Below are 25,278 nucleotides of genomic sequence, written 5' to 3' on the forward strand. Positions count from 1 at the left end.
TTCGTCGCAGCGCGACCAGTACTACAACCTCGACCGTCATACTCCGGTCTAGGTGGCAGAGATCGCAGTTCAGGCTGAGGGGGAGGGTTCGACATGGGGGACATACGCAGACGAGGTGCCATAGCGCTCGGGATCACCGGGCTGGTGGCACCGCTCACGCTCGCGCTGGGCAGCACGCCGGCTCAGGCGGCGAGCTGTACGACACAGGCGGGGCCGTATCAGAAGCAGGTGGAGAAGTTCCTCGGCCGGCCGGTCGACGGCAAGCAGTCGGCCGCCGACTGCAAGGTCATCCGGGCCTTCCAGACCAAGCATGGCATCACCCCGAACATCGGCTACGCCGGTTCCGTCACCTGGGGCGTGATGGACCTCATGAACAAGCAGAAGGCCGTGGGCAACAAGCCCAACGCGGCCGGCAAGTGCCCGACCAACAAGGGCCGGATCGCCTGCGTCAACCTCACGCTCCAGATCAGCTGGATCCAGGACGGCAGCCGACTCGTCTACGGCCCGGTCCCGGTGCGCACCGGCCGCAACGGCTACGAGACCCGTACCGGTCTGAAGAAGATCTACTGGCGGGACATCGACCACGTCTCGGACATCTACAACGTGCCCATGCCGTACAGCCAGTTCTTCGACGGCGGCCAGGCCTTCCACTCGGTCAGCCTCAGCATGTGGAACCCGCCGGGCTCGCACGGCTGCGTCAACATGACCCCGGCCACCGCCAAGAAGTACTGGTCGCTCCTGAAGAAGGGCGACGACGTCTTCGTGTACGGCCGCAAGCCGGGCACCTGACAGTCAGTCACCCGGCTTGCGCTTCGAGCGTGTTACTCAGGCGCGTCCCCGAAGTCCGGGATCTCCAGCCTCGCTCCGCCCTGCCGTGCCGAGTCGTGCGCGACGATGCCCGGCAGGGTGTAGCGGGCCGCGACCCACGCGTTGACGGGCGGCAGCGTGCGGGAGTTGACCGCGGTCACGAAGTCGTCCGCGAGGAAGTGGTGGCTGCCCTCGTGGCCGTTGTGGAGGTTGTCGAACTCCCGCGGCAGGCGCGACCGGTCGTGCACCGGCGCCGAGCCCGAGGTGAAGGCGGCCCGAAGGTCCGGCGCGATGTGCTGAAGTGACGGATCGTCAGGAGACATCGTGGGCTTGGGCTCCAGCAGCTCGCTGATGTCCTGCACCCCCTTCTTGTCCTGCCAGAAAGCCACCGTGGCGAGCTGCTCCATGCTCGCGTCCGTGCCGAAGAACCGGAAACGCGACTCCCGGATCTGCGAGGGATAGCCCACCCGCCGGAACTCGTTCGTACGGAACGAGCCGCCGCCCGCCACCTCGAACAGCGCGGTGGCGTTGGAGAAGTCGTTGCCGAACTGGCTGACCTCCTTGTCGAAGACACCGTCCCCGCGCTCGTCCACGACCCCGATCGCCGACACGCTCACCGCGTGCGTCTGCCAGGCGCCGAGCACCCCGCCCACCGAGTGCGTCGGGTACAGCAGGGGCGGATAGCTGGCGGTGGCCTTCCAGTTGTCGCCGCCGCTGTACTGGTACGCCTCGTAGAACCCCAGGTCCATGTCGTGGACGTAGTCGCCCTCGGCGTAGAAGATCCGCCCGAAGGCGCCCTCCGCGATCTGGTTGCGGGCGTGCACGGTCGCCGGGTTGTACTGGCTGGTCTCGCCCATCATGTACGTCAGCCCGGTCGCCTTGACCGCGTCGATGATCGCCGCGATCTCCTCCGTGCTGATCGCCATGGGCACCGCGGAGTACACGTGCTTGCCGGCGCCGAGCCCCTGGAGGACCAGGGGGCCGTGCGTCCAGCGCTGGGTGAAGATCGCGACGGCGTCGACGGCCTTCGACTCCAGCATCGCCTCGTACGAGGGGAAGGTGCCCGCCAGCCCTTGTTCGGCGGCCAGTTGCTCCGCCCGCTCCGGCAGGAGGTCGGTCACATAGACCTCGCTCACGCCCGGGTGGGCCTGGAACAGTCTGGCGAACTGGCCCGAGAACTGGCCTGCTCCGACGATGCCGAGGGAGAACGTCATAGGTGCGTGTCCTTCTCTGACGAGAATTTCGCTGACGCGTCAGTCGTCGACCGACGCGTCACTGACCGAGGATGAAGTTGATCTGTTTGTTCGTCTTGCCCAGGCCGCTGACGGGTGCGTCGTTGGCGTAGACGTCCTGCATGGCGGGGTGCATCAACGCGTACACGTCCGCCGCGTAGTTGGTGATCGGATAGGAGAAGGTGGTGAAGTCCTTCTTGTCGGCGACCGGCCTGGTGAAGGCCGTGACATCGATGCCTTTCTTCTTGTAGGCGGCGACGGCGGTGGCCGTGCCGTCGGGGGTCGCAGGGAACACGATTCCGTAACTGCCGACCGTTTTCTGGCATTCGTCGGAGGAGAGGTACTTGACCCACTTCTCCGCGCCAGGTTTGTTGTGCGCCTTCTTGGTGATCGAGTCGGCGAGACCGTTCATCATGGTCGCGTGATCACCGGTGGGGCCGGTCGGTGTGAACGCCGTGCCGACCTTGACGCCCTTGGCCGCGTAGTACGTCGAGATCATCCACGCGCCGTCGAAGGAGGTCGCCGCCTTGCCCGACGCGATCTGCGCGTTGGCCGGGTTGGCGCCGTCGCTGTAGTCCGTGTACGGCGCCAGGTAGCCCTTCTTCGCCAGTCCGAAGTACCACTTGATCACGGACTGGAAGGTCTTGCTGTCGTACTGGTACTCGGTGCCCCAGCGCTTCTTGTCCGTGTAGTTCCAGCCGGCCGAGCCGGTGAAGGGACTCCACGTCGTCTGCCCGTCGGCGTCGCCCGCGCCGCCGCTGGCGAGGCCGTACGTCTTGACGTGCTTCCTGTCGAAGCCCGGCTCGTCGCCGCGCTTGCCGTTCTTGTCGACGGTGAGGTGGGCGATGGCCTTCTCGAAGGTGCCGCCGTCCGTCGGGTTCCAGGACAGGCTGTTGAGCTGGTCGGCGCTCAGTCCCGCCGACTTGGCCATTTTCTGGTTGTAGAAGAGGGCGACCGTGTCCCAGTCCTTCGGGGCGCCGTAGCGATGGCCGTCCTGGCCCACCCAGTTGGCGGCGAGCCCCGGCTGGTAGGAGGAGTCGTCGACGCCGAGGTCGTCGAGCGGCGCCAGCACCTTCAGGTCGGCGAACTGGCCGAACTTCTGGATGTGGTCGGTGAACACGTCCGGCTGCGTGCCCGCGATGAAGCTCGCGGTGAGCTTGGTCCAGTAGTCGCCCCAGCCCAACTGCGTGATCTTCACCTTGAGTCCGGGGTTCTGCTGCGCGAAGCCCTTCGCGCAGGCCTGGTAGGCGGGGAGTTGGTTGGAGTCCCACAGCCAGTACGTCACCGTGTTCGAGGCCGACCCCACGGAGTCGCCCTTCGCGCAGCCCGCCGTCAGGGACAGCGCGAGCGCCCCGGTCAATGCCATGACCGTACGAAATCGCATGCCCTGCCCCTTACTTGATTCCGGTGAAGCTGATGGAGCTGACGATGCGGCGCGCGAACACCGAGAACAGCACCAGCATCGGCAGCGCGGCGATGAGGGTCGCCGCCATCAGGCCCGACCAGTCGTAGCCGGTCTGCGGGGTCTGCGAGCGGAAGATGGCCAGCGCCACCGACAGCACGCGGGAACTGTCGCTGTAGGACACCATCAGCGGCCAGAAGTAGTCGTTCCAGGACGTGATGTACGTCAGCACGCCCAACGTCAGAATCGGCGTGGACGCCATCGGCAGCAGGACCCGGAAGAAGACGCGGACCTTGCCCGCGCCGTCGAGCAGGGCGGCCTCCTCGACCTCGCGCGGGATGTTCATGAAGAACTGCTTGAGGAAGAACACCGCGAACGGCGTCATGAACATCGTCGGCAGCGCGATCCCCAACAGGGTGTCCACGAGCCCGAGTTGCTTGATGAGCACGAAGTTCGGCAGCAGGGTGAAGATGGCCGGCACCATCAGCCCGGCCAGGAACAGCCCGAACATCCGGTCCCGGCCCCGCCAGCGCAGCCGGGCGAAGGCGTAGGCGGCCATCGCGGAGAAGAACACCTGGCAGACGGTGACCAGGGTCGAGACGATCACCGAGTTGAGCAGATAGCGCCAGAACGTGAGGCCGCCGCCCGAACCGCCCTGCGCGATCGCCTCCTTGGTCGACTGGAGGCCCAGTGCGCGTTCGAAGCCGCCGGTGGTGAAGTCGACCGGGAGCGGGTCCGAGGGGTGGGCGGCGAGCCCGGTGTTCGTGGAGAGCGCGGTGCGCAGGATCCAGAAGAAGGGCAGCAGAGTGATCAGCATGATCGCGGTCATCGCGATCCAGGCGGCGACCCTGCCGACGGAGACCGGGCGCCGGGGCGGCCGTACGGTCTCCTGCTTTGTCGTCGTCGTAGGGGTGTTGGGCACATTGGGCGTGGTGGTCAGGGTGGCCATGTCGACTCCTTCCGGTCAGCCGAGGTCGGTCTGGCCGGCACGGGTGAGCCGGTACTGGAGGAACGTGATGGCGCTCAGCACGATCAGCAGGGCCACGGACATCGCGGACGCGTAGCCGAACTGGAAGCGTCCGAAGGCGGAGCCGTAGATGTAGTACTGGAGGACGTTCGTCGCGTTCGCCGGGCCGCCCGCGGTGGTCACCGCGACCGTGTCGAACACCTGGAACGAACCGATCACCGTCATGATCAGCACGACCGCCAACACCGGCCGCAGCAGCGGCATCGTGATCCGCCAGAACATGCGCCACTCGCTCGCGCCGTCCACCTTCGCGGCCTCGTACATGTCGTTCGGGATGGCCTGCAGCCCGGCGAACAGCAGGAGCGCGGTGTAGCCGACGTGCCGCCACACGTTGATCAGGGCGATCGTCGGGATCGCCCACGTCTTGTCGGCGAGGAAGGGGATGTGGTCGAAGCCGAGCCCGCCGATGATCTCGTTGCCGATGCCGAGCTGGGTGTCGAGGATCCACAGCCAGACGATGCCGGCGACGACGTTCGACATCAGGTACGGCGTCAGCACGATCCCGCGCAACAGGGCGGACTGGGTGAGCCGTTGGAGCAGGACGGCGATGGCGAGGGCCGCCACCGTCTGGACGCCGATGTTGATGAACACGTACTCGACGGTGACCTTCAACGACGACCAGAAGATGGGGTCGTGGACCATCCGGTCGTAGTTGTCGAGGCCGACCCACTTCGCCGGTGTCAGCAGGTTGAAGCGGGTGAAGCTCAGGTAGATGCCCCGCAGGGTCGGCCAGAGCAGGAAGACCAGGTAGCCCAGCAGGGCCGGGGCGATGAAGACCGCCGCCAGCCGTCCGTCGCCCCCGCCTTCACGGGCCCGCGGCCGACGGGTCGGGGGACTGCTTGAGGCGATGGTCATCTGGAGACTCCCTTGTCTGCGACGGCTCGTCCTCGCGGCACTTACTTTTGTCTCGAAACAATCCAGGCGTCAATAGCCGCGCATGGATCTTTTCCGCACGGGATTCTGACCGTATGGTGATCCTGTTACTTCAATGATGAAAGAAAGAGCCTTGTGGGAGTGTGACCCTCATGACCACACGTGCCGCCAGCTGGCAGCCGCTGAGCCCCGGTGAACGCTCCGTGGCGATCGAGGTGCTCGTCCACGGCCCGCTGTCGCGCACCGACCTCGCGCGCCGGCTCGACCTCTCGGCGGGCAGCCTCACCCGCCTCACCAAGCCGCTGATCGAATCCGGCCTGTTGGTCGAGGTCCCCGACGGCGGCAGCCCGGCCGAGGTCCGCCAGGGCCGCCCCTCGCAACCCCTCGACGTGGTCGCCGAGTCCCGCACCTTCCTCGGGTTCAAGGTCACCGAGGACATGGTCTACGGCGTCGTCACCACCCTCAGGAGCGAGATCGTCGCCCGTCTCGACCGACCGCTCACCACCCACGAACCGGCCGAAGTCGCCGACCTGCTCGCCGAGATGGCCGGCGAACTCACCGCGCGGTTCCCCACCCTCACGGGCATAGGCATCGGTGTCGGCGGTCTCGTCCAGGACCGTGCCGTGGTGGGGGAGTCGCCCTTCCTGCACTGGAGCAACGTCCCGCTGGCCGAACTCGTCGAGGAGCGCACCGGGTTGCCGGTCGTCGTCGAGAACGACGTCGCCGCCCTCGTCGAGGCCGAGACCTGGTTCGGCGCCGGGCGCGGCCTCGACCGCTTCGTCGTCCTCACCATCGGCGCGGGCATCGGCTACGGCCTCGTCCTCGGCGGCAAGCGCGTGCCGTACGCCGAGGAGGACCGCGGGTTCGGCCGTCACTGGATCCTGAACCCCAACGGCCCGCTCACCCCCGCCGGTGAACGGGGCAGCGCCGTCTCGCTGTTGACCATCCCCAGCATCCGCTACCAGATCCAGGCGGCCACCGGCCAGGATCTGACGTACGAGGAGATACTCGCCCGCGCCGCCGCCGGTGAGCCGATGCCCGCCCGTGTCATCGACGAAGCGGCCCGCGCGCTGGGCGCGTTGGTCGCCCAGATCGCCAACTTCGTGCTGCCGCAGAAGATCCTGCTCGCCGGCGAGGGTGTCGGCCTGATCGACGTCGCCGGCAAGACGGTGGAGGACACGCTCCGCGCCCACCGGCATCCGCTGGCCGCCCCGCTCGACGTCGAGACCAAGGTCTCCGACTTCCACGACTGGGCGCGTGGAGCAGCGGTGTTGGCGATCCAGGTGCTGGTGCTGGGTGTGGCCGAGGTGTGAATTGCGTTACAGGGGTTGACAGATGGACGTGATCAGTAACACGGTCCGATATGTCCGGTTAGCGCGCGATTACTCACATCGCCTTCACCTGTAGCGCCGTATGCTTCACACCATGTCCACCAGTGTTGAATCAGCCACCGAGCGATCGGCAGCCGAGGTCAACGAGGAGATCAGGGCCCTGTGGCTCCGATCGGGCGGGACACTGAGCGCCCAACAGCGCGAGGAGTACAGGCGGCTCGTCATGGAGTGGGCCGCCGCAGCTCCGCAGTCGGCCACGGCGGCCTGAGAGCCGCCCGGTCGGCGCAGCCGTCGTTGGGATTCCGCCGCCCGGCCTTCCTCGTGACCCTCGGTCCAGCCGGTCGCCCCCGTCGACCCGATCCGTTGACCCGATCCCCCGTCGAACTCCCTTGAGTGATCGGCTGAGTGATCAGCCCCACATCGCCGAATAGTGCCGCTGAAAGGCCTTGCGGTCCTGTTCGGCGCGGATCCAGCGCGTCGCCACCAGCGCGATCAGACTTCCCGCGATGACCAGCAGGCCGGGCCCGACATTCTTGGGGTCCGTGAGCCGGGAGGCCAATGTCGTCGTCCCCGCCGTGGTGTTCGTCGCCGGTGCCGAGGTCCCGGGCGTGGCCGAGCCAGCGGCTGCCGCGCTGCCGGCGGCCGAAGCGGAAGGCGCGGGCGAGGCAGCCGTCTTCGGCGCCACCAGCAGCTTCACGTTCAGCGCGGCCAGCGCCTTGGTCAGCGGCTGGAAGAACGTCGTACCGCCCGCCGTGCAGTCACCGCTGCCGCCCGACGTCACGCCCAGCGCGATGCCGTTGGCGAACAACGGGCCGCCGCTGTCGCCCGGTTCGGCACACACCGTGGTCTGGATGAGTCCCGTGACGGTGCCCTCGGGGTAGTTCACCGTCGCGTCGAGCGCGGTCACCTCACCGTCGTGCAGCCCGCTGGTGCTGCCGCTGCGGAACACCTTCTCGCCCACGGCCGCATCGGCCAGGCCGGTGATCGTCACGCCGCTGCCGTTGCCGATCGCGACCACGTCCGCGCCCTCGCCCGCCGAACCGCTCGCGTACTGCACCAATGAGAAGTCGCTGCCGGGGAAGTTGTCGGAGACCGTCTTGCCCAACTGCTGGTCACCCTGGTTGTCGGCGAACCAGATCGACCCGACAGGACCGCAGTGCCCGGCCGTGAGGATGAAGTCGGTCTGGCCGTTGGTCACGTTGTAGCCCGCCGAGCAGCGACCACCGGTCGACAGGATCGGCTGCGCACCGTTGATCCGGGTCGTGAACTTGCCCTGCGTACGCTGCATCTCCACCGAGGCGCCGATACTGCTCGCGACCTTCGTCATCGCGGTCCAGGCGGCGGCGGAGACGCTGCTGTCGGCCTCCACCAGCACCTTGTTGTTCCGGTAGTCCATCGCCCACGCGGTGCCCGCCACCTTGGGCGCCGAACTCAGCGTGGTCGCGGCCGACTTCAGCTCGTTCAGGCTGTACCGCACGACCTTCGCCTCGGCGCCCGCCTTCGTCACCTCGGCCGCCGTCTTCGCATCGGTCACCGCGACGACCGTACGGCCGCCGGTGTCGACCCAACTGCCCGCCGTACGGGCCGAACCGAGCTTCGCCACCAGGGCGGAACCCTTGTCCGCGGGCGTCTGTGGTGCGCTGAGCGTGGCGGCGGAGGTGCCGGAGGAATCGCTGGCCATGGCCGCCTGGGTGACCATGGCACCTCCCAGCAGGAGTCCGCCGACGGCCGCCAACCGTGTAACTCGCCGGATGACCCGTCGTCGTGCGTGCCTCATGCCTGGCTCCCGAACCCCGAACGTGCGGTGCCGAACACCGCGAGGCCCTCCGGTCGTTGAGGTGCCCTTCCTCCATACGTGGCCCGGCACCGTCCTGTTCACCTGACGGAAGATCGGCTTCAGCTCACGTGGTCAACAGGTGCCCCGCACCGCCGAGTTGGCCCGGGCGACACCCGGCCGGACGTCGCCCGGCGGTGTCGATGCCCTGATCCGGGCGATCCGTCTATCTTGTGCCCTATGGCCAGCATCCCGCAGGACCCGTCCGGTGAACCGAATCCCCTGCGTGCGCTCACCCTCGACCGGCTGCGATGTCGTACGAGCATGAAGTGGCGCACCTACCCCGAGGACGTCCTGCCGGTGTGGGTCGCCGAGATGGACGTGCCGCTGGCCGAACCGGTGGTCCGCGCGGTCACGGCCGCGCTCGCCCTCGGGGACACCGGCTATCCCGCAGGTACGGCCTACGCCGAGGCGCTGGCCGGGTTCGCGGCGAAGCGGTGGGGCTGGGACGGGCTCGCCGTGGAGCGCACGCGGATCGTGCCGGACGTGATGCTCGGGGTCGTGGAGATGCTCCGGCTGGTGACCGGGCACGGCGATCCGGTGGTCGTGAATCCGCCCGTGTATCCGCCGTTCTTCCAGTTCGTCGCGCACATGGAACGGGAGGTGGTGGAGGCGCCGCTGGGGGCGGATCTTCGCATCGACCCCGACGCCCTGGAGGACGCGTTCCGGCGGGCGGTTGCGGGCGGGCGCCGTGCCGCCTATCTGCTGTGCAGCCCGCACAACCCGACCGGCACCGTGCACACCGCCGACGAACTGGCCGCCGTCGCCGCCCTTGCCGAGCGGTACGGCGTGCGGGTCGTCGCCGACGAGATCCACGCGCCGGTCGTGGCCGCCGGGGCGACCTTCGTGCCCTATCTGAGCGTGCCGGGCGCGGAGAGCGGGCTGTCGTTGATGTCGGCGTCGAAGGCCTGGAACCTGGCCGGGCTCAAGGCCGCCCTAGCCGTCGCGGGCCCCGCCTCCGCCGCCGACCTGGCCCGTCTCCCCGAGGAGGTCGGCCACGGTCCGAGCCACGTCGGCGTCATCGCCCACACCGCGGCCCTGCGCGACGGCACGGCCTGGTTGGACGCCCTACTGACCGGCCTCGACGAGAACCGCCGCCTCCTCGCCGACCTGCTGTCCGAGCACCTCCCCGCCATCGCTTACCGCCCCGCCGAGGCCACTTACCTCGCCTGGCTCGACTGTCGCGCCCTCGGCCTCGGCGACGACCCGGCGGACACCTTCCTCCGGCGGGGCCGGGTCGCCCTGAGCCCCGGCATCGACTTCGGCACCGGCGGCACCGGACACGCACGGCTCAACCTCGCGACGTCTCCAGAGGTGATCGCGGAAGCGGTGCGGAGGATGGTGGTGGCGCTGGGGTGAGCGGGGCGGCTGGGTTGGGGTGAGCTGAGCGGCTGGGGGGAGGTGAGCTGGGCGGTCGGGCTGGGATGAGCCGTGCGGCTGGGCGAGGGCGAGCTGGCCGGTCGGACTGGGGTGGGCAGCGCGGCCGGCTGGGAGTGAGCCGGGCGTTCGGGGCGGGGTGAGCCGCGCAGCAGCGTGAGAGTGCGCCGACTGGTTGGGCTCGGGTGAGCCGGGCCGACTGGGTGGGGGTGAGCCACGCGGCTGAGTGGGGGTGAGCTGGGCGGTCGGGTTGAGGTGAGCCGCGAGGCTGGGCGAGGGCGAGCCGGGTCGGGCTGGGGTAGGCCGCGCGGCGGGGTGGGAGTGCGCAGGCTCGTTGGGCTGCGGTGCGCCGGGCCCTGGCTTGGCGTGAGTTGGCCGGTCGGGCTGGAGTAGGCCGCGCGCCCGGGTGGGAGGGAGCGAGCCGTGCGGCTGGGCGAGGGCGAGCCGGCCGGTCGGGCTGGGGTAGGCCGCGCGGCGGGGTGGGAGTGCGCAGGCTGGTCGGGCTGGGGTGAGCCGGACCCCGGGTTGGGGTGAGCCGGGCGGTCGGCTGGGAGTGAGCCAGTGCGGCCAGGTGAGAGCGCGCCGGCCGGGTCGGGCCGAGGTGAGCCGAGGCGGGACGGGGCGGCCGGATGGGAGCGAGCGAGCCAGTGTGGCCGGGCTGTCATGGACACATGACCCGGCTGCCATGATGACCCCATGCGCGTGCTGATGCCGGTTCCCGACCGCGACTTCGACGTCACCGAGGTCGCCGTGCCCTGGCGGCTGCTCACCGACGCCGGGCACGAGGTCGTGTTCGCGACCGAGCGCGCCGGGACCCGGCCGGTGGCGGACCCCCGGCTGCTGACCGGCGTCCTCTTCGGACAGCTCGGCGCCGAGGACGAACCCAAGCGGTTCTATCAACAGCTCACCGAGGCGCCAGAGTTCAACGCCACAGTTGCCTGGGTGGACGTGGACCCGACCGCCTTCGACGGACTGCTGCTGCCGGGCGGCCACGCGCCCGGCATGCGTCAGTACCTGGGCGCGCCCGAACTGCGCGCCTCGGTCAGGGAGTTGTGGAAGCTGGGCCGCCCCGTCGGCGCGATCTGTCACGGCGTCCTCGTGCTCGCCCGCACCCGGGACCCGGACACCGGCCGCAGCGTTCTCGCCGGACGCCGTACGACCTGTCTGCCCAAGTACATGGAACGCACCGCCTACTTGACCACCGCCTGGCGACTCGGGCGCTACTACCGGACCTATCCCGCCTACGTGGAGGACGAGGTGCGGGCCGCTCTGAACGATCCGGATACCCAGTTCGAGCGCGGCCCCAGGGAACTCACCCGGCGCGGCACCGCGAGCGACGACACGCACGCGTTCGTCGTGCGGGACGGCACCTATCTGTCGGCGCGCTGGCCCGGCGACGCATACCTTTTCGCCCGCCGGTATCTCGATCTCCTCCGAGAAGCGTCGGGTGCTTAGACTGCCGACCATGGACGAGACCCCGCTGGACCGGCTAGGCGCGAGCCAGTACCTGCTGATCACCAGCTACCGCAAGAACGGCTCCCCGGTCGCCACCCCGACGTGGGTGGTACGCGACGGCGAGACCCTCGGTGTGTGGACGCCCGCCGACTCCTGGAAGGTGAAGCGCATCCGGGCCCGCGCCGACGTCCTCGTGGGCCCCTGCGACCTGCGCGGCAACCCGACCGGCAACCAGGTACCCGGCACCGCCGAGATCTGCGACCCCGAGACCACCGCCCACTACCGCACCCTCATCGTGCGCAAGTACGGCCTGACCGGACGCATCACGCTCCTGGGCAGCCGTCTGCGCCGCGGGCTCAAGGGCACCGTCGGCATCCGCGTGACGCTCGCACCCTGAGGACGATCCCCCTTGCACACCGACACCAGGGAGCGCCCGTGGACCCCGCGCTGAACCCGGCCGACCTGCGGCTGCGGCAGGAGCGGGTCGTCTTCGCCAAGATGCGGGGCACCCAGGACAGGGTCGCCGACGCGATCACCGCTTTCGCCGGCACCATGCTCTTCGTCTACCTCCACGCCCTGTGGTTCGCCGTCTGGATCGCCCTGAACGAAGGGCTCCTCGGGAAGGCCGGCATCTTCGACCCGTACCCGTACGGGCTGCTCACGATGATCGTCAGCCTGGAGGCCATCTTCCTGTCGACCTTCGTCATGGTGAGCCAGAACCGCCAGGCGACCCGCGAGAACGTCCGCGCCGACCTCGACTTCGAGACCAACCTCCGCTCCGAGGTGTGGTCCGCGCACATAGGGGCGGCCCTGGGGCTCGACCCCCACGAGATCGAACAACGCGTCCAGGAACTCCTCACCGAGAACCGCGCCAAGATGAACGGCGCCACGGACAAGGCGAGTTGAGCCGCCGCACGACGTAGGAAGGGGCCGCAGCCTTCGCGCTGCGGCCCCTTCACTTCGTACGACGTTCGGCTACGACGCGTCGAGCACCGTGCCGGTCAGTTCCGGTCCACCACTCCGCGGTTCGCCGTTGTCGTCCGTGGCCACGAAGCGCACGGACTCGGGTTGTTCGGTCACCTGGTCGGTGATCGTGGGCACGCTGATCTCCGTGCTGAGCTGTCCCGCCGGGACGGACGTCCAGAGAGACAGGCCCGACACCTTGGACAGGGCGCGCTCCGGCGCTGGCTCCTCTCCGGAGTTCTCGCTGAGCCACTGCGGGTCGACGTCCAGGGTGGACAACTCCGGGCCCGCGGCGACCGGTTGGACGAGGAACGCGGCGCTGATCTCCACGTCGGCGGGCGCGGACAGCGTCACCTTCCACTTGAGGGGCTGTCCCTCGGTGACCCGGTCGGCGACCGGCGTGACGGTGAACGTGGGCATCGGATCGTCGTTCTCGGCGGTCACCCCACCGCGATGGGCGCCGACCACGGCACCGTGCACCGCCTTCACGAAGATGTCGTGCTGGACGCCGTAGTCGAAGCGGGTGTTGCCCTCCACCTTCACCGGTACGTCGATGTTGTTGCCGCCCGGTCGTACCGTCACCAGCCGTGAGGTGTCCTGGCCGGTGGCCGGGTCGTCGACGTAGAGCCGCACCTGGCCGCTGCCCCGGCCGGAGACCTGGACGGGCACGTGGTACGTCTTGACGCCCGAGTCCCCTTCCTTGACGGTGAGTCGGCCGATGTCGACGCGCGGCAGCGGGGCGGCGGTGACCGCGGGAGTGCCCGGGCGCCAGGCCCAGGCGTCCATCAGCCAGGCCTGGCCGGAGCGCGAACGCGGGGTCAGCTCAAGGGACTTGATCCGGCGCAGATCGAGCCCGGCGTGGGAGGCGGCGGCCAGCGGTACGCGGACCTCGCGCGCCCAGTAGGAGGCGGTGCGCTCGGTGCCGGGCAGGCCGTCGACGCGGACCCGGCCGAGGGTCGCGCGGTGGCCGGAGGTGTCGGTCACGGACACGTCGAGCTGGGTGTCGGTGGTGTTCGGCGGCACGATCACCCGAAGGGCGAGGCTCTTGGCGCCGCTGAGGGAGACCGGCTTGTTCGGGCGTACCGTCACCGGGGAACCGGCCGCGGACCAGCGCAGCGCGAGCGCGTGGCGACCGGCTTCCTTGCCGGTCTCCCAGAACGCGAAGTGCGGAGAGCCGCCCTTGGTGTCGGGACCCAGGCAGGCGACGGCCGGGTCGGGGTCCACCGCGGAGCACAACTTGCCGCCGGACACGGTGACTTGACCGTCCGGCAGGAACCCGGCGCCACGGTTCGCGCCCACCGCGTGGGTGAGGACCCGCGCGGGGTCCGCCGAGGGCGCCCGGCGGCCCGAGCCGTCGAGCAGCTCGCGGGCCCGGTCGTCCCCGGCGACGAACAGCCGTGCCGCCGTGGCGATGTAGGTCGAGCCGGCCTTGTGCTGCTGGTCGGCGGTCAGCCGGGTCGCGGCGCCCGGCGAGCACACCGCGTCCCGCTGGTCGGGGTCGTTGTAGAAGTCGTCCTCGGCGGGTGCCTGGGCCTGGCCCGGCGTCCACTCGGTGTTGAAGAAGTTGTGGTCGGCGCCCTCGACGTAGACCGCGCTGTGCAGGGCGGCACCCCGGCTGACTCCACGCGTGCCGTCGACGTACACCTCGCCCTGGAGGTCCGAGACGTCACCGTCGCAGCCGGGCAGGATCGTCACCGACGGCACGTCCGCCACCGGGTTCTGGCCGAAGATCGTCGGGCCGATGAGGACGGTGCCGCGGATCTTCCAGCGCACCGGGCCGTGGTAGCCGTCCTGGGTGGCCGGCGGCGGGTAGAGGCTGTCCATCGCCGCCCGGTTGACGCCCTCGCCACCGCGCGAGTGGCCGATCAGCAGGACGCGGGAGAGGTCGGCCGGGGGAGCGTTCCGGACGACCGGGGGAGCCGTCTCCGGGTGGGCGGACCAGCCGGCCCACTGGGCCAGGTGCAGCCGCACCAGCGAGGAACGGGCCTGCGCACCGGCGTCCTCGGCACCGGCGTCCTGGGCGTTGATGCCGTTCGCGGAGATCGACACCGTCACATAGCCCTGGGAGGCCAGGAGTTGCTGGTCGCGCAGGTAACCCCGGTAGCTCGGGACGGACTTGGTGCCGGCGGGACAGGGCCAGTCGCCGGTGATGTCCTCGGTGCCCGGCGTGTAGCAGGTGTAGTGACGGCCGTGCAGGAACAGCGCGAGCGGCCGCTTGCCGGTGGCGCCCTTCGGCGCGACCACGACGGCCTGCATCTCGATCGGCTGGGGATACCCGGGCAGACGGACCGAGTTGAGCGTGTATTCACCGGTCGTCGTGCGGTACGAGCCCGGCTTGCCGGGGTCGATCGCGCCCGCCGGGAGCGGGGCCGGGCGCTGAGCGGCGGCCTCCGAACGCCCCTTGCCGGAACCGGAAGTGTCCCCGGCGGCGTCCAACCGCCGCCCAGAGGCGAGTACTTGAAGGTCCGTCAGCTTTGTGGGCACGACGGCACCGAGGCCGAGCCGGAACGTCCGTCCGTCCTTCGCGGGTCTCGGTACACCGAGGAGCCGGCCACCGGCATGGAACTCCACGCGCGCGTCCCCCATGGGCACCCGCGTGTCCGAGCGCCAGACCAGCTGCTGCGCGGAACCCTTCCCGGTGATCCGCCAACCCGGCGGAAGCCCACCGTCGTCGGCCGTCGCCGTCGCTGTCAACGGTCCGGTATCCGACGGTGGCACCGCCTGTGCCGAACCGGACATCCCTCCCGCCACCGCGAGCACCGCCGCGGCCGTGACCCATATTCGCCGGGCACGGAACAAAGTGTTCCCCTCCTCTGACCCCAGGCGCAGGCGTCCCGTCGGTCCCGGGAGCCTCTCGCGCCCCGGAGGACGGGAAGCAGAGCCTGTGGGTTGCCTGTGGAGGAGGATTCGGCCGATCTTCGTCGGCCGGGAACGAACTCGGCTTCGCGCTACGGCGGTTCAGGGACCGCCCAGCGATCGGCCGACCGGGTCCGCCGTCAGTGCCAGGCGCGGTACGGCTCGTCGAGGAGCTGGAAGACGGGCTCGCCGCGCACCGGGTCCTTGGCCGTGGACAGCCGGACGCGGTCGCCGCTGTGGATGCCGATGGGCGGGCCGATGACCCGGCCGCGCACCACGAAGCCCTCGGCCATCTCTATCAAGGACACGTTGCGGGCGGCCGGGGTGTTGCGGTGCACGACCGTGGAGTGGCGGACCGTACCGGTGCCCTCGCTGCGCTCCGTGCGCAGGTCGCCGCCCTGGCAGACCGGGCACAGGAGCCGGTGGTACATGGCGGTGCCGCACCAGGTGCAGCGCTGGAAGAGGATGGTGTCCCCGTCCGGGGCGTGCGGATCGAGTACGCCCGCCGGGGAGCCGCCTGCCGGACGGGTCGCGAATCCTGAGTGGTGGTACACGCTGTCAACTCCCTGCGCTCGGCCGGAATCCCGCGTGCGCGGCCGAGCCGGGCACGCATGTGCGCGGTTCGCCGTGCCACCGTGCACGGCCACAGCGTATGGCACTCAGTGCCACGCGTAAAGATACTGCGTACCCTTGGGTTTTGTACCCTTGGGTTTTCGGTTCGGCGGTTCAGCGGTCGAGCAGTTCGGCGATTCAGTCGCGGCCGAACGCGGCCTCGATCTCCTGGACGACGCGCCACATCGGTGCCCCGCGCCGGGAGACGACCACCACGACGTCCTCGGGGTCCTGCCGCTGCTCCACGGCGGGCTGCGCCGGCGGGTGTCCGAAGGCGGTCTGCACATAGCCCAGGGCGTGGTCCACCTCGGCGCCCGCGTCGCGCTGCCCGTCCGAACGCAGCCAGGAACGCAGCGCGTTGTTGTGCGCGGCGACCACGGCGGCCGCGATCACATCCGCCTGTAGGGTGCCGTCGCGCCGCCCGGCGAAGCGCCCGCGCAGATAGGCGGCGAGGGCGCGCTCGTAGCGCCACACCACCGACAGCTCGTACGCGCGCAGCCCCGGCACCTTCTTGGTGAGCCGGTAGCGCTGCACGGAGAACGTCGGGTTCTCGTTGTACATCCGCAGGACGAGCCGCGCCGCGTCGCAGACCCGTTGCACGGGCTCGTGCTCGTCGCCGCTGACCGAGAGGAAGGCCGTCATGTCGGCCAGGCAGCGCTCGTGGTCGGGGAAGACCACGTCCTCCTTCGACGGGAAGTAGCGGAAGAACGACCGCCGCCCGACCCCGGCCAGCGCCACGATGTCGTCGATGGTGGTCTGTTCGTAGCCCCGCTCCAGGAACAACTGGAAGGCGGCCGCGACCAGGGCGTCCCGCATGGGCGGCTTGGAGCTCATGGACGGGAACGTAGCACCAGGCCGACACGGATGGCACTCAGTGCGCTTCCAACGGGGAACCGAGTCCCCTGGAGTACTTCGGAGCGCTCGGCCGTACCAGCCGTACCGCAGCGATCGATACGACCGGTGCGGTCGAGACGATCGAGACGGTCGATACGATCCGCGGCATAGAGTGACCGCGACCAGTTGTGCGTTCAGGGGGACCCATGCGACTTCACGTCGACCAGCGCCATGAGCGGGTGCTCGCCCTCGTCCGCGAGCACGGCAGCCTGCGGGTCGCCGAACTCGCGGCCGAACTCGGCGTCTCCGCCGTCACCTTGAGACGTGACGTGGAGGCGCTGGCCGGCCAGGGCCGGGTACGGCGGCTGCACGGCTCGGTGGTGTGGGCGGGCGAGGCGGTCGTGGAGGTACCGGCGCCGCGCGACCCGTCGGAGGGTGTCGTGATCGGAATGATCGTGCCGACCACGGCCTCGATCTTCGCCGACATCGTGCGCGGCGCCCGCGAGGCCGTACGGGCGCACGGCGGCCGGCTGGTGCTCGGGGTGTCCGGGTACGTCGACACCGAGGACGCCGTCCAGGCCGGGCATCTCGTCGCCGGCGGCGCGGTGGGGCTGCTCGTGGCGCCCAGCTGGTCCGGAGGTGTACCCGTCGGCGGCCAGGAACAGTGGCTCCTCGACCGTGACGTACCGACCGTCCTGGTCGAACGCGCCGCTCCGCCCGGCAACCCCGCGGCCGCCCTGGACCGGGTGCGCACCGACCGCGCCCACGGAGCAGCCGTCGCCGTCGGCCACTTCGCCGCCCTCGGCCACCGCAGGGTCACCGCGGTGGTCCAGGAGGGCCCGCACGCCGCGCAGATCATCGCGGGCTACGAGTCGGCCGTACGCTCCCTCGGCCTCGACGGCGCCCGGGGTGCCCCGTCCGTCCGTGAACACGGTGACTACGAGTCGAGCGTGGACTACCTGGTCGACGCGGTACGCGAGCGCGATGTCACCGCCGCCCTCGTCCACAGCGACGAGGACGCGATCGTGCTCGTGCCCCGACTTCAGGCCCGCGGCATCCGCGTGCCGGACGACCTGGCCCTGATCGCCTACGACGACGAGGTCGCCCCGCTCGCCGACGTCCCGCTCACCGCCGTGGCCCCGCCGAAGCGCTCGGTGGGGGAGTCGGCCGCGAAACTCCTGCTGCAACGGCTCGCCGAGCGCGCGAGCGGACAGCCACCGGCCCCTCGCCAACACGTCGAACTGCTCCCCGAGTTGAGGATCCGCTCGTCCTGCGGAGGCAAAACGCTCACCCGGTGAACACGGGCCGACCGTTTTGATCATTAGGCGCGAACGCTCTCGACACCCTCAGCCAAGGAGAACCGGCATGCCCGCCACGCCCCCGACCCGACCTCGCATCCTCTATGTCACCGACCTGGCGTACCCGGCACGCGGGCGCCGCTACTGCGACGAGGACATCGACCTGACCTCCCGGCTGCGCGAGGACTTCGACCTGGCACTGTGCCATCCGCTGGCCGCGGCCGCCCTGATGGACGGCTTCGACGCGGTCGTGGTCCGCAACAGCGGGCCCGTGCTCGGATACCGGGCGGAGTACGACGGATTCCGCGAGCGCGCGATCCGCACCGGAGCCCGCGTCTACAACCAGCTGTCGGGCCGGGCGGACATGGCGGGGAAGCAGTACCTCCTCGATCTGAGCGCCGCCGGGTTCCCCGTCATCCCGACCGTGGACCGCGTCGAGGACCTGGACCGGCTGCCGCGCACGGACCGTTATGTGGTCAAGCCCAAACTCGGCGCCGACTCCATAGGCCTGGAGATCGTTCCGGCGGACCGGCTCCCCGCCCTGGCCGACGGGAGCGTCCTGGTCCAGCCGTGCGTCGACTTCGCGTACGAGGTGTCCTTCTACTTCGTCGACCACGCCTTCCAGTACGCCCTCTATGCCCCGGACACCGAGCAGCGCTGGCGGCTGGAACCGTACGAACCCACGCCCGCGGACCGGGAGTTCGCACAACGGTTCATCGACTGGAATGGTGTCGACCACGGCATCCAGCGCGTCGACGCCTGCCGCGCCCCGGACGGTGAACTGCTGTTGGTCGAGCTGGAGGACCTGAACCCCTACCTCTCCCTGGAGGCGCTCGACGACACGCGGCGGGACGCCTTCGTCGCCGCGCTGAAGACGTCCCTGCACCGGTTCGTCCGAACGTGACGCCGCGCTGAACTCCGGCGGCCGTGCGCGCGTATTTCTCCAGGGGGATGGCGGAGAGCCGTGCGCGCGGAACGGAAGGAGAGCAGTGTGTCTACACCGTCCGAACCGGGATCGTCGCCCGGCGGCCCGGTCCTGGAACCCTCGCGAGTGCTGCGCCGCCGCCGCTCCGACAACCTCGCGGAGCTGCTGCGGGAGACACGCCGGGACTCCTCGGTCTTCGAGTCCGTGCCGGTGCCCCGGCCGTTCTTCGGCTCCGAGGCCGAGACAGAGGAACTGCCGCCCGTTCCCAGCGAGTTGCGCCATCCGCTGCCGGACACCGGTGTCTTCGGCCCCGGTCTGCGCCGGGCGGCGATCGTGGTCGGCGTGAGTGCCGCCGCGCTGGTCGGCTTCGCCTGCGCCCTCCTGTTGCCCGGCAAGGGGGAGGCGAGCACGGTCCAGCCGGTCAGTACGCCCACCCCGGTGGCGTCGGCCACGCCCACCACCACGGCCGACCCCGACGGCGCCGGCACCCTCCGCGAGGGTGACAGCGGCTCCGAGGTGACGGAGCTGGAGCAACGCCTCCTGCGCATCCCGAACGTCTACGAGAACGGCTCCACCGGCGGCCGGTACGACGCGACCCTCAAGGAGGCGGTCGCCCGCTTCCAGCTCTGGTACGGCATCCGGGGCGACGAGAGCGGCGTGTACGGCGACGACACCCGCAAGGACCTGGAGTCACGCACGACACTCGACGGCGGCCAGTAGGACGGCTGTTCGCCAAAAGTGCGACGCCGGTCAGCGTCCCGTGCTGTGCCCGACCAGTGCCTCGGTCACCGCTCGCACGCTGCGCGCGATGTGCTGGAGCTGGAGGACCTCGGCGGCGTACAGCTTGATGGTGTGCTCGATGACCGACTCGGGCAGGCCGATGCCGGGCAGGTCGGCCCGTGCGGTCTGCAGGGCGGTGCGGGCGACGCGGATCTCGTGCTGGACCTGGATCTGTGCGTGGCGGGCGAGCAGCACGGGGTGGCGGATGAACGCGGGGTAGCTGGCGTAGCGGGCCGGCACCAGCTCGCGGAGCCACTTGGCCGCCGAGCGCTCCCAGTCGTAGCTGCCGGGCGTCTTGACCTGACAGGGCCAGTCCTGGCTGATGCGCGTGGTGGTCAGTTGCATGTCATCGCTTCCCGGTGTGCGGCGTCGCGGGGGATGGTTCGACGGTGTGTGGCGGCCCCGGCCTAGGGGATGACCGGGGCCGCCCTGGGCGCTCGCGCAGGCGATGCCCGACCGAACACCCCTGGCGCCGACGCGGGTAGGAGACGGCGGCTGAGGGTGTTCGTGCAGGAGCCCCGGAGGACGGGTGTCGCCGGCGCGGCGGGTGGAGCTGCGTGCGCATGGGCGGACCGGTGCTTTCTCGGGGCGGGTGCGAGCGATGAGCTCACGGGTGCGGAACGTGCCCGGAGTGGGCCGGGTGCGATCCGTGAGCAGTATTTATATATGCCGTCCGCTTTGCAAGGCGTATGAAAACATTCATGCGTGAAATAGGCGGATTCGTCCCGGTGTGAAGTTGTTCGGTGGGGCAGTGGCGGGTCAGTCGCGCATGAAGAACTGGTGCTGTTCGGCGATCTGCTCGTAGTCCTCGAGGCGGGCCTGGGTGCGCTCGGGATCGGCGTCCGTCATGGCCTGGAGCAGCGCGGAGGCCATCACGCCGGGTGCCGCGTACGAGTCGAAGACCAGGCGGGAGCCGGTGCCGGTGGCGAAGGTGACGTCGGCCTCGTCGGCGAGCGCGCCGAGTGCGAGGTCGGTCACGAGGGCCACTTTGAGCCCGGCGCTGCGCGCCACCCGGAGTGTGGTGAGCGTCTCGTGCGCGTGCCGGGGCATGTCGAACGCCAGCAGCCACGTGCCGCCCGCCTCGCGTGACTGGAGGATCGCGTCGTAGGCGACGCTGCCGCCCCGGGTCACCAGCCGGACATCGGGGTGGATACGGCGCGCGGCGTACGCGAAGTACTCGGCCAGCGAGACGGAGATGCGCAGCCCGAGGACGGTCAGCGGGGTGGACGCCGACAGTTCGCGGCCGACGTCGATCAGCCGGTCGGGGTCGGCGAAGTCGCGGCGCAGGTTCTCCAGGTTCTCGATCTCGGCGTCGACCGCGGCCTGCAGTTCGTTGCTGCGGTTCTCCTCGGGCGTCGGGCCGCCCGCGAGGGTGCTCAGGGCGATCGCCTGGAGCCGCTCCCGTAGCGCCGGGTAACCGCTGAAGCCGACCGCCGCGGCGAACCGGGTCACCGAGGGCTGGCTGACGCCGACGCGCTCCGCGAGGTCGGTGATGGAGAGGAACGCGGCCTCGGTGATGTGCTCGATCAGGTACTGGGCGATGCGCCGCTGGCCCGGTGACAGCCTTGGCCCGTCGAAGAGTTCCCTGAGCTGGGACGTCGGTGACGCCTCGACTTCCGGGTCGGTTTTCCCCGAGGTGATCGCGGATGCCTGGGCGCGTGCCTGCTGCGGCGATGGCACCGATGCGCCTCCTTTGTCTCCCACAGCCACTCAACATAGCTCACAGAGCGTTGTGACCAGGGGGTGATCAGCGCCGGTAAATCGTGATCGAATGACCGACTTGATCGATCGGACGGCTGCTGTCGATCAACTCGGCCAGTTTTCCCCGCGCCTTGTCGATCGAAGTGTCCGAAACGACCAACAGCCCGTGCACCTCGCGCACCCCTACCTTGCGCGGATCGGACGACTCGATGCCGTAGTACGACGGCACACCACTGCCCTTGTAGACGAGCCAGATCCGCTCACCCGCGTACCGCTCGCGGAGCCGGTCGGCGAGGCGGCCGAGGTCCTGGCCCCAGTCCACGTTGGAGTCGTGCAGCCGCAGATAGGTCTTCGACGGACCGCCGAACGCCTCGTTGGAGTACGGCAGATAGAAGGGGAACGTCAGCAGCGAACTCACCGCGACGAACGCCACCAACACTCCCGTGGCCGGCGCGGCCCAGCGCCACCGCAGCGCCGGCACACAGGCCGCCGCGACCGCCAGGAACATCGGCACGAAGATCGCGTACCGCGTACCGAAGTCCCGCGAACCGTCCATCGCCGTGGCCAGCAGCACGCCGGTGGGGACGAGCAGATACGGCGCCGCAGGCCGCAACCGCCGTACCGCCACCACCGCGACGGCGCCCGCCGCCCACAGCGCGAGCATGCCGAGCGGTGTCTTCACCAGGAACGCGGCAGGCAGGTAGTACCAGTGGGACCCGGTGTAGAGATGCCCGAACAGGAAGCCCTGCCACGGGTAGTCCTCCATGGCGAACTGGATGCGCATCCCGTCGAGGAACGCCCGCGGGAACGGCAGCAGATCGACCACGTGCCCGCGCACCCCGTGCACGGCGGGCACCGGTTCCGTGGACGTGAACCGCAACCGCGGATCGACCACGAGATACGACGCCCATACCACGGCGACCGTCACCAGCGCCACCACGGCCGCGCCGACGACCCCGAGGGCCAACGCCCGCCGCCGCGAGACACGGTCGGCCGGGCGCCGGGCGGACCACACCGACACGACGGCCAGCAGCATCAGTACTGGTACGGCGGGCAGGGCGCTCATCTTCGTCGCCACGGCGGCACCGAGCGCCACCCCGGCGAGCGGGACGTACAGCCGAGGTCGCCGCCTGGCCCGCCACAGCAGCCACACCGACGTCAGCAGAAAACCGGCCTCCGGCACGTCGAGCGTGGCCAGCGAGCCGTGCGCGATGACATCGGGCGAGAACGCGTACAGGGCGAGGGCCACCAACCCCCGTGCCGCGCCCACGAGTTCGCGGGCGAAGGCGAACACGACCAGCCCGAACAGCAGGGTCAGCACGATCACCGGCAGCCTGGCCCAGAACATCAGCCGCCAGGGGTCGTTGCCCGACTCGTACAGCAGATGGCGGCCCAACTCCCCTTGATCGCCCTGGTAGTCGGCGTCGAAGTGCGGGTCGGCGAGGGCGATTCCGGCGGCGATCACCAGCTTCCCGAGGGGCGGGTGCTCGGGGTTGTAGTCGAGGCTGTGCTCGCGCAGATAGACGGTGGCCGTCGCCACGTACACCGGCTCGTCGATGGTCGGTGTCTGCTGTACGGCGGTAGTGATCATCACGGCGGCCATCTGCGCGAGGAGCACCACCACGAGGAGCGGCAGCAGCCACCTCTTACGGCGCCGCAGTCCGGCGTAGAGACGTGCCGACCGGCCGGCCGTCGCGCGCGGCAGCGGCTGCCCGCCGCCGTCGTCGAGCGCGCCGGGGTCGAGGACCGAGTGCTGTTCGCGCGCCATCATCCGCCCTGCGGTGAGGCCGGCCGCGCGGTGGCGGGAACGATCAGGGGCCGCGTCATGGGCCCTACTGTCGCATCGCTCCCGCCACCAGGGGCGTCACCGCTTCAGGAGTCGTACCGACAGACCTTCCGCCGTATACACCGGTACGGCCCGCAGCTTGTCCGAGTTCAGCGTGATGTCGTCGAACTGGCCGCGCAGTGTGGGCGCGTCCAGGACCCGCACCGTGGAGCCCGCGGCCGGCGGGTGCTCGGCGTCGAGCTGCAGGGACAGCGTGCTGCCCTTGCCGAGCGTCGCGCGCCGCGTGACCTCGACGGCGGGCTGGTGGCCCGAGCGCAGGGTGACCTCCAGGGTGGCGGACTGCTGGGAGTACGTGCCGTGGATCTGCACGGACTCGGACACCCGCAGCGCGCCGCCGAGCACACTCACGTCACCGTGACCGAGCGCGTGTGCCGAACCGGCCACCAGCGCACCGGACTTGAGCACGGTCCCGCCGGTGTACGCGTTGTGGCCGGTCAGGGTGAGCGTTCCGGTGCCCTGCTTGGTGAGGCCGCCGCAGCCGTCGATGTCGTTGCGCCAGGCGTCGGCGGCGCCGAAGCCCCCGGCCGCCGCGTCGAGGGCGACGACGACGTCGGAGTCGAAGGCGCCGTAACCGTCCGCCGCCGCGAAGAGGTCGATGCGCCCCCACTGCTCGAAGCCGTCGAGCAGAAGGTAACCGGAGGGCAGCGCGGTGGTGCGCAGCACCTCGCGTCGCTGGGCCGCGTCGAGGTACGGCTGGCGGGTCTCCAGCAGCACCTCCGCGCCCTTGGGCACGGTCAGCGGCTTGTCACGGCCGCTGCGGGTCAGGACGTAGGTGTACTTGGGCTTCACCAGACGGGCGTTGGCGGTCCGGTCCGCGTACGGGTCGGTCGCGGTGGTCGCCGAGTGGGCGTAGGCGTACAGGGTGTCCGCCGTCGTCCCGGTCTTCGCCTCGAAGTAGGCGAGGGCCTGGGCGCGTGCCGCCGCCTTCAGCGTGGCGTTGGCCGGGTCGGCGAGGGTGGCGGCGGCCAGGGCGGTGGCCATGATGCGGCCGCCCATGACGTCGACGGGGGAGTGCATGCCCGCCATGATCCGGGTGTGGCTCAACTCCAGGGTGCGGGTGACCAGTTCCTGGAAGCGCTCCGGTACGGCGTAGGCGTAGGCGAGGCCCGCCAGGTGGAAGGCGTTGGTGTGGCCGCTCGGGAAGCCCGCGTCGTCCGTCGGGGACGTGCTGCGCTGGCGCAGGAGTTGAGGGGCGACGACCACCTTCGAGTCGTAGACCGGGTAGCCGAGCGCGTCGACCGTGCCGGTGTCGACGACCTCGCTCTTCTCGTTCATCCGCCACGGACGCGGGTACTGGTAGGCGTACTTGCCCGGGTTGCCCGAGGCGTAGTTGCCGCGCAGGGTGTCGACCAGTTCGGCGACCTTGCCGAGCGCGGAGTCGTGCGAGCCGGCGCCGAGCGCGGAACCGGCGGGCGCGCCGGCCGGTACGGCGTCGCTGATCGTGGTGGCGGGCGTGCCGTCCGGGGCGCTGGTGATCGAAGTGACCGCCAGGGCGCCGGACTTGTACAGGTCGGCGAGCGGACCCAGGCCCGCGATCATCGCGTAGCTCTGGTGCTGGCGGTCGTAGAGGAACGCCTCCTTGGCCTGGACCTCGGTGCGGTGGGTGGTGAGGTCGACGCAGTACCGGACGTTGGCGCGCAGGATCTCGGGCCGCAGCGGGGTGCCGGTGTTCCAGGCGGAACCGGTCTTCCATATCTGGGCCATGCCGCCGAGGATCCGGACCACGGCGTTGGTCTCGGGCGTCAGATTCGCGATGACGTTCGTCTTGTAGTCGTCCACGAACGCGAGCGGAACCGTGGCGGCCTTGGCGTCCGCGGCGGCCAGCCAGCTGACCAGCGTCGGCGCGGCGACCACACCGGCCGAGGCGCCGAGCGAGGTCTTGAGGAAACCACGTCTGTTCACGGCGAGTCGACCGGCGTCAGTGCGGTGCCCGGCGGGTGACGGCATGGGTGTGTGCCTCTCTTGAGTTCTACGGCCCACGGGGGCCGGTGAGGTCGTGCGATCTGCTGTGGTTCGGGGTGCGCGTGTGACGTATGAAAGCGCATACGTCTACTGACGCGTACGTGCGAAGGTTTACGGCGGGCCGTGTCCCGGCGGAGGGGGTTCGGCGTCCGTCACATGACCC

22 protein-coding genes are annotated in these 25,278 nt (G+C 70.1%); 10 read left to right on the plus strand and 12 right to left on the minus strand.

The annotated features are described in order from the left end of the window. The first annotated feature begins 93 nt into the window (after nucleotides 1-93). On the plus strand, nucleotides 94-789 hold the full coding sequence (locus OO70_RS00080; protein ID WP_043662294.1) for a L,D-transpeptidase: 696 nt from the start codon (nucleotides 94-96) through the stop codon (nucleotides 787-789). Between the two features lie 32 nt (nucleotides 790-821). On the opposite strand, the gene OO70_RS00085 is transcribed toward OO70_RS00080, so the two are convergent. The 4 genes from OO70_RS00085 to OO70_RS00100 are packed head-to-tail and all read right to left on the minus strand — an operon-like array spanning nucleotide 822 to nucleotide 5,323. Beyond that, nucleotides 822-2,021 (minus strand): Gfo/Idh/MocA family protein, encoded by a 1,200-nt coding sequence (locus OO70_RS00085; protein WP_043662296.1) that lies wholly within the window; start codon nucleotides 2,019-2,021, stop codon nucleotides 822-824. 58 nt (nucleotides 2,022-2,079) lie between these two features. After that, complete coding sequence (locus OO70_RS00090; RefSeq protein WP_234336642.1) at nucleotides 2,080-3,423, minus strand: ABC transporter substrate-binding protein; 1,344 nt, start codon at nucleotides 3,421-3,423, stop codon at nucleotides 2,080-2,082. A gap of 10 nt (nucleotides 3,424-3,433) precedes the next feature. Continuing rightward, nucleotides 3,434-4,390, minus strand: coding sequence for a carbohydrate ABC transporter permease (locus OO70_RS00095; RefSeq protein WP_051740397.1), 957 nt, complete (start codon nucleotides 4,388-4,390; stop codon nucleotides 3,434-3,436). A gap of 15 nt (nucleotides 4,391-4,405) precedes the next feature. Continuing rightward, the gene (locus tag OO70_RS00100; RefSeq protein WP_043662300.1) at nucleotides 4,406-5,323 is read right to left on the minus strand and encodes a carbohydrate ABC transporter permease; all 918 of its coding nucleotides are present in this window, start codon (nucleotides 5,321-5,323) and stop codon (nucleotides 4,406-4,408) included. A gap of 170 nt (nucleotides 5,324-5,493) precedes the next feature. Between OO70_RS00100 and OO70_RS00105 the strand changes: the two genes are divergently transcribed. Both OO70_RS00105 and OO70_RS00110 read left to right on the plus strand, forming a co-directional pair. Next, complete coding sequence (locus OO70_RS00105; protein WP_043662302.1) at nucleotides 5,494-6,654, plus strand: ROK family transcriptional regulator; 1,161 nt, start codon at nucleotides 5,494-5,496, stop codon at nucleotides 6,652-6,654. A gap of 100 nt (nucleotides 6,655-6,754) precedes the next feature. Beyond that, nucleotides 6,755-6,940, plus strand: a complete 186-nt coding sequence (locus tag OO70_RS00110; RefSeq protein ID WP_043662304.1) for a hypothetical protein — start codon at nucleotides 6,755-6,757, stop codon at nucleotides 6,938-6,940. 141 nt (nucleotides 6,941-7,081) lie between these two features. On the opposite strand, the gene OO70_RS00115 is transcribed toward OO70_RS00110, so the two are convergent. Beyond that, on the minus strand, nucleotides 7,082-8,449 hold the full coding sequence (locus tag OO70_RS00115; RefSeq protein WP_043662306.1) for a S1 family peptidase: 1,368 nt from the start codon (nucleotides 8,447-8,449) through the stop codon (nucleotides 7,082-7,084). 237 nt (nucleotides 8,450-8,686) lie between these two features. Between OO70_RS00115 and OO70_RS00120 the strand changes: the two genes are divergently transcribed. The 4 genes from OO70_RS00120 (at nucleotide 8,687) to OO70_RS00135 (ending at nucleotide 12,244) form a co-directional block, all read left to right on the plus strand. Continuing rightward, nucleotides 8,687-9,865, plus strand: coding sequence for a MalY/PatB family protein (locus OO70_RS00120; protein WP_043662307.1), 1,179 nt, complete (start codon nucleotides 8,687-8,689; stop codon nucleotides 9,863-9,865). Between the two features lie 714 nt (nucleotides 9,866-10,579). Beyond that, nucleotides 10,580-11,338, plus strand: coding sequence for a type 1 glutamine amidotransferase domain-containing protein (locus OO70_RS00125; RefSeq protein ID WP_043662308.1), 759 nt, complete (start codon nucleotides 10,580-10,582; stop codon nucleotides 11,336-11,338). A 10-nt stretch (nucleotides 11,339-11,348) separates the two neighbouring features. Next, nucleotides 11,349-11,735 carry a PPOX class F420-dependent oxidoreductase gene (locus OO70_RS00130; RefSeq protein WP_043662310.1) on the plus strand — a complete coding sequence of 129 codons (387 nt, stop codon included), beginning with the start codon at nucleotides 11,349-11,351 and terminating at the stop codon, nucleotides 11,733-11,735. A 38-nt stretch (nucleotides 11,736-11,773) separates the two neighbouring features. After that, the gene (locus OO70_RS00135; RefSeq protein ID WP_043662314.1) at nucleotides 11,774-12,244 is read left to right on the plus strand and encodes a DUF1003 domain-containing protein; all 471 of its coding nucleotides are present in this window, start codon (nucleotides 11,774-11,776) and stop codon (nucleotides 12,242-12,244) included. A 69-nt stretch (nucleotides 12,245-12,313) separates the two neighbouring features. On the opposite strand, the gene OO70_RS00140 is transcribed toward OO70_RS00135, so the two are convergent. From OO70_RS00140 to OO70_RS00150, 3 genes are all read right to left on the minus strand, one after another. After that, nucleotides 12,314-15,040: an alpha/beta hydrolase family protein gene (locus tag OO70_RS00140; protein WP_407702733.1), complete on the minus strand. Its 2,727-nt coding sequence runs from the start codon at nucleotides 15,038-15,040 to the stop codon at nucleotides 12,314-12,316. 257 nt (nucleotides 15,041-15,297) lie between these two features. After that, nucleotides 15,298-15,711, minus strand: coding sequence for a Zn-ribbon domain-containing OB-fold protein (locus OO70_RS00145; RefSeq protein ID WP_043662318.1), 414 nt, complete (start codon nucleotides 15,709-15,711; stop codon nucleotides 15,298-15,300). A gap of 196 nt (nucleotides 15,712-15,907) precedes the next feature. Next, nucleotides 15,908-16,585, minus strand: a complete 678-nt coding sequence (locus OO70_RS00150) for a TetR family transcriptional regulator (RefSeq protein ID WP_051740398.1) — start codon at nucleotides 16,583-16,585, stop codon at nucleotides 15,908-15,910. 224 nt (nucleotides 16,586-16,809) lie between these two features. Between OO70_RS00150 and OO70_RS00155 the strand changes: the two genes are divergently transcribed. From OO70_RS00155 to OO70_RS00165, 3 genes are all read left to right on the plus strand, one after another. Further along, nucleotides 16,810-17,901, plus strand: a complete 1,092-nt coding sequence (locus tag OO70_RS00155) for a substrate-binding domain-containing protein (RefSeq protein ID WP_043662321.1) — start codon at nucleotides 16,810-16,812, stop codon at nucleotides 17,899-17,901. A gap of 67 nt (nucleotides 17,902-17,968) precedes the next feature. Beyond that, nucleotides 17,969-18,805 carry an ATP-grasp domain-containing protein gene (locus OO70_RS00160; protein WP_043662323.1) on the plus strand — a complete coding sequence of 279 codons (837 nt, stop codon included), beginning with the start codon at nucleotides 17,969-17,971 and terminating at the stop codon, nucleotides 18,803-18,805. Between the two features lie 87 nt (nucleotides 18,806-18,892). Then, entirely contained in the window at nucleotides 18,893-19,546 is a 654-nt protein-coding gene (locus OO70_RS00165; RefSeq protein ID WP_043663342.1) for a peptidoglycan-binding domain-containing protein, read from the plus strand. A 30-nt stretch (nucleotides 19,547-19,576) separates the two neighbouring features. Here the strand turns inward: OO70_RS00165 and OO70_RS00170 are convergent, their stop codons facing one another. The 4 genes from OO70_RS00170 to OO70_RS00185 all read right to left on the minus strand — a co-directional run bounded on the left by OO70_RS00170 (nucleotide 19,577) and on the right by OO70_RS00185 (nucleotide 25,100). Continuing rightward, a complete protein-coding gene (locus OO70_RS00170; protein WP_019064417.1) occupies nucleotides 19,577-19,951 on the minus strand; it encodes a hypothetical protein in 375 nt (124 codons plus the stop codon). 414 nt (nucleotides 19,952-20,365) lie between these two features. After that, the gene (locus OO70_RS00175; RefSeq protein ID WP_043662329.1) at nucleotides 20,366-21,286 is read right to left on the minus strand and encodes a MurR/RpiR family transcriptional regulator; all 921 of its coding nucleotides are present in this window, start codon (nucleotides 21,284-21,286) and stop codon (nucleotides 20,366-20,368) included. A gap of 67 nt (nucleotides 21,287-21,353) precedes the next feature. Continuing rightward, nucleotides 21,354-23,078, minus strand: a complete 1,725-nt coding sequence (locus OO70_RS00180) for an ArnT family glycosyltransferase (protein ID WP_043662331.1) — start codon at nucleotides 23,076-23,078, stop codon at nucleotides 21,354-21,356. A 93-nt stretch (nucleotides 23,079-23,171) separates the two neighbouring features. Continuing rightward, complete coding sequence (locus OO70_RS00185) at nucleotides 23,172-25,100, minus strand: phosphatase PAP2 family protein (RefSeq protein WP_043662333.1); 1,929 nt, start codon at nucleotides 25,098-25,100, stop codon at nucleotides 23,172-23,174. Nucleotides 25,101-25,278 lie beyond the last annotated feature (178 nt).

Origin of the sequence: Streptomyces xylophagus, from assembly GCF_000716435.1 — a bacterium.
Lineage (GTDB): Bacteria > Actinomycetota > Actinomycetes > Streptomycetales > Streptomycetaceae > Streptomyces > Streptomyces xylophagus.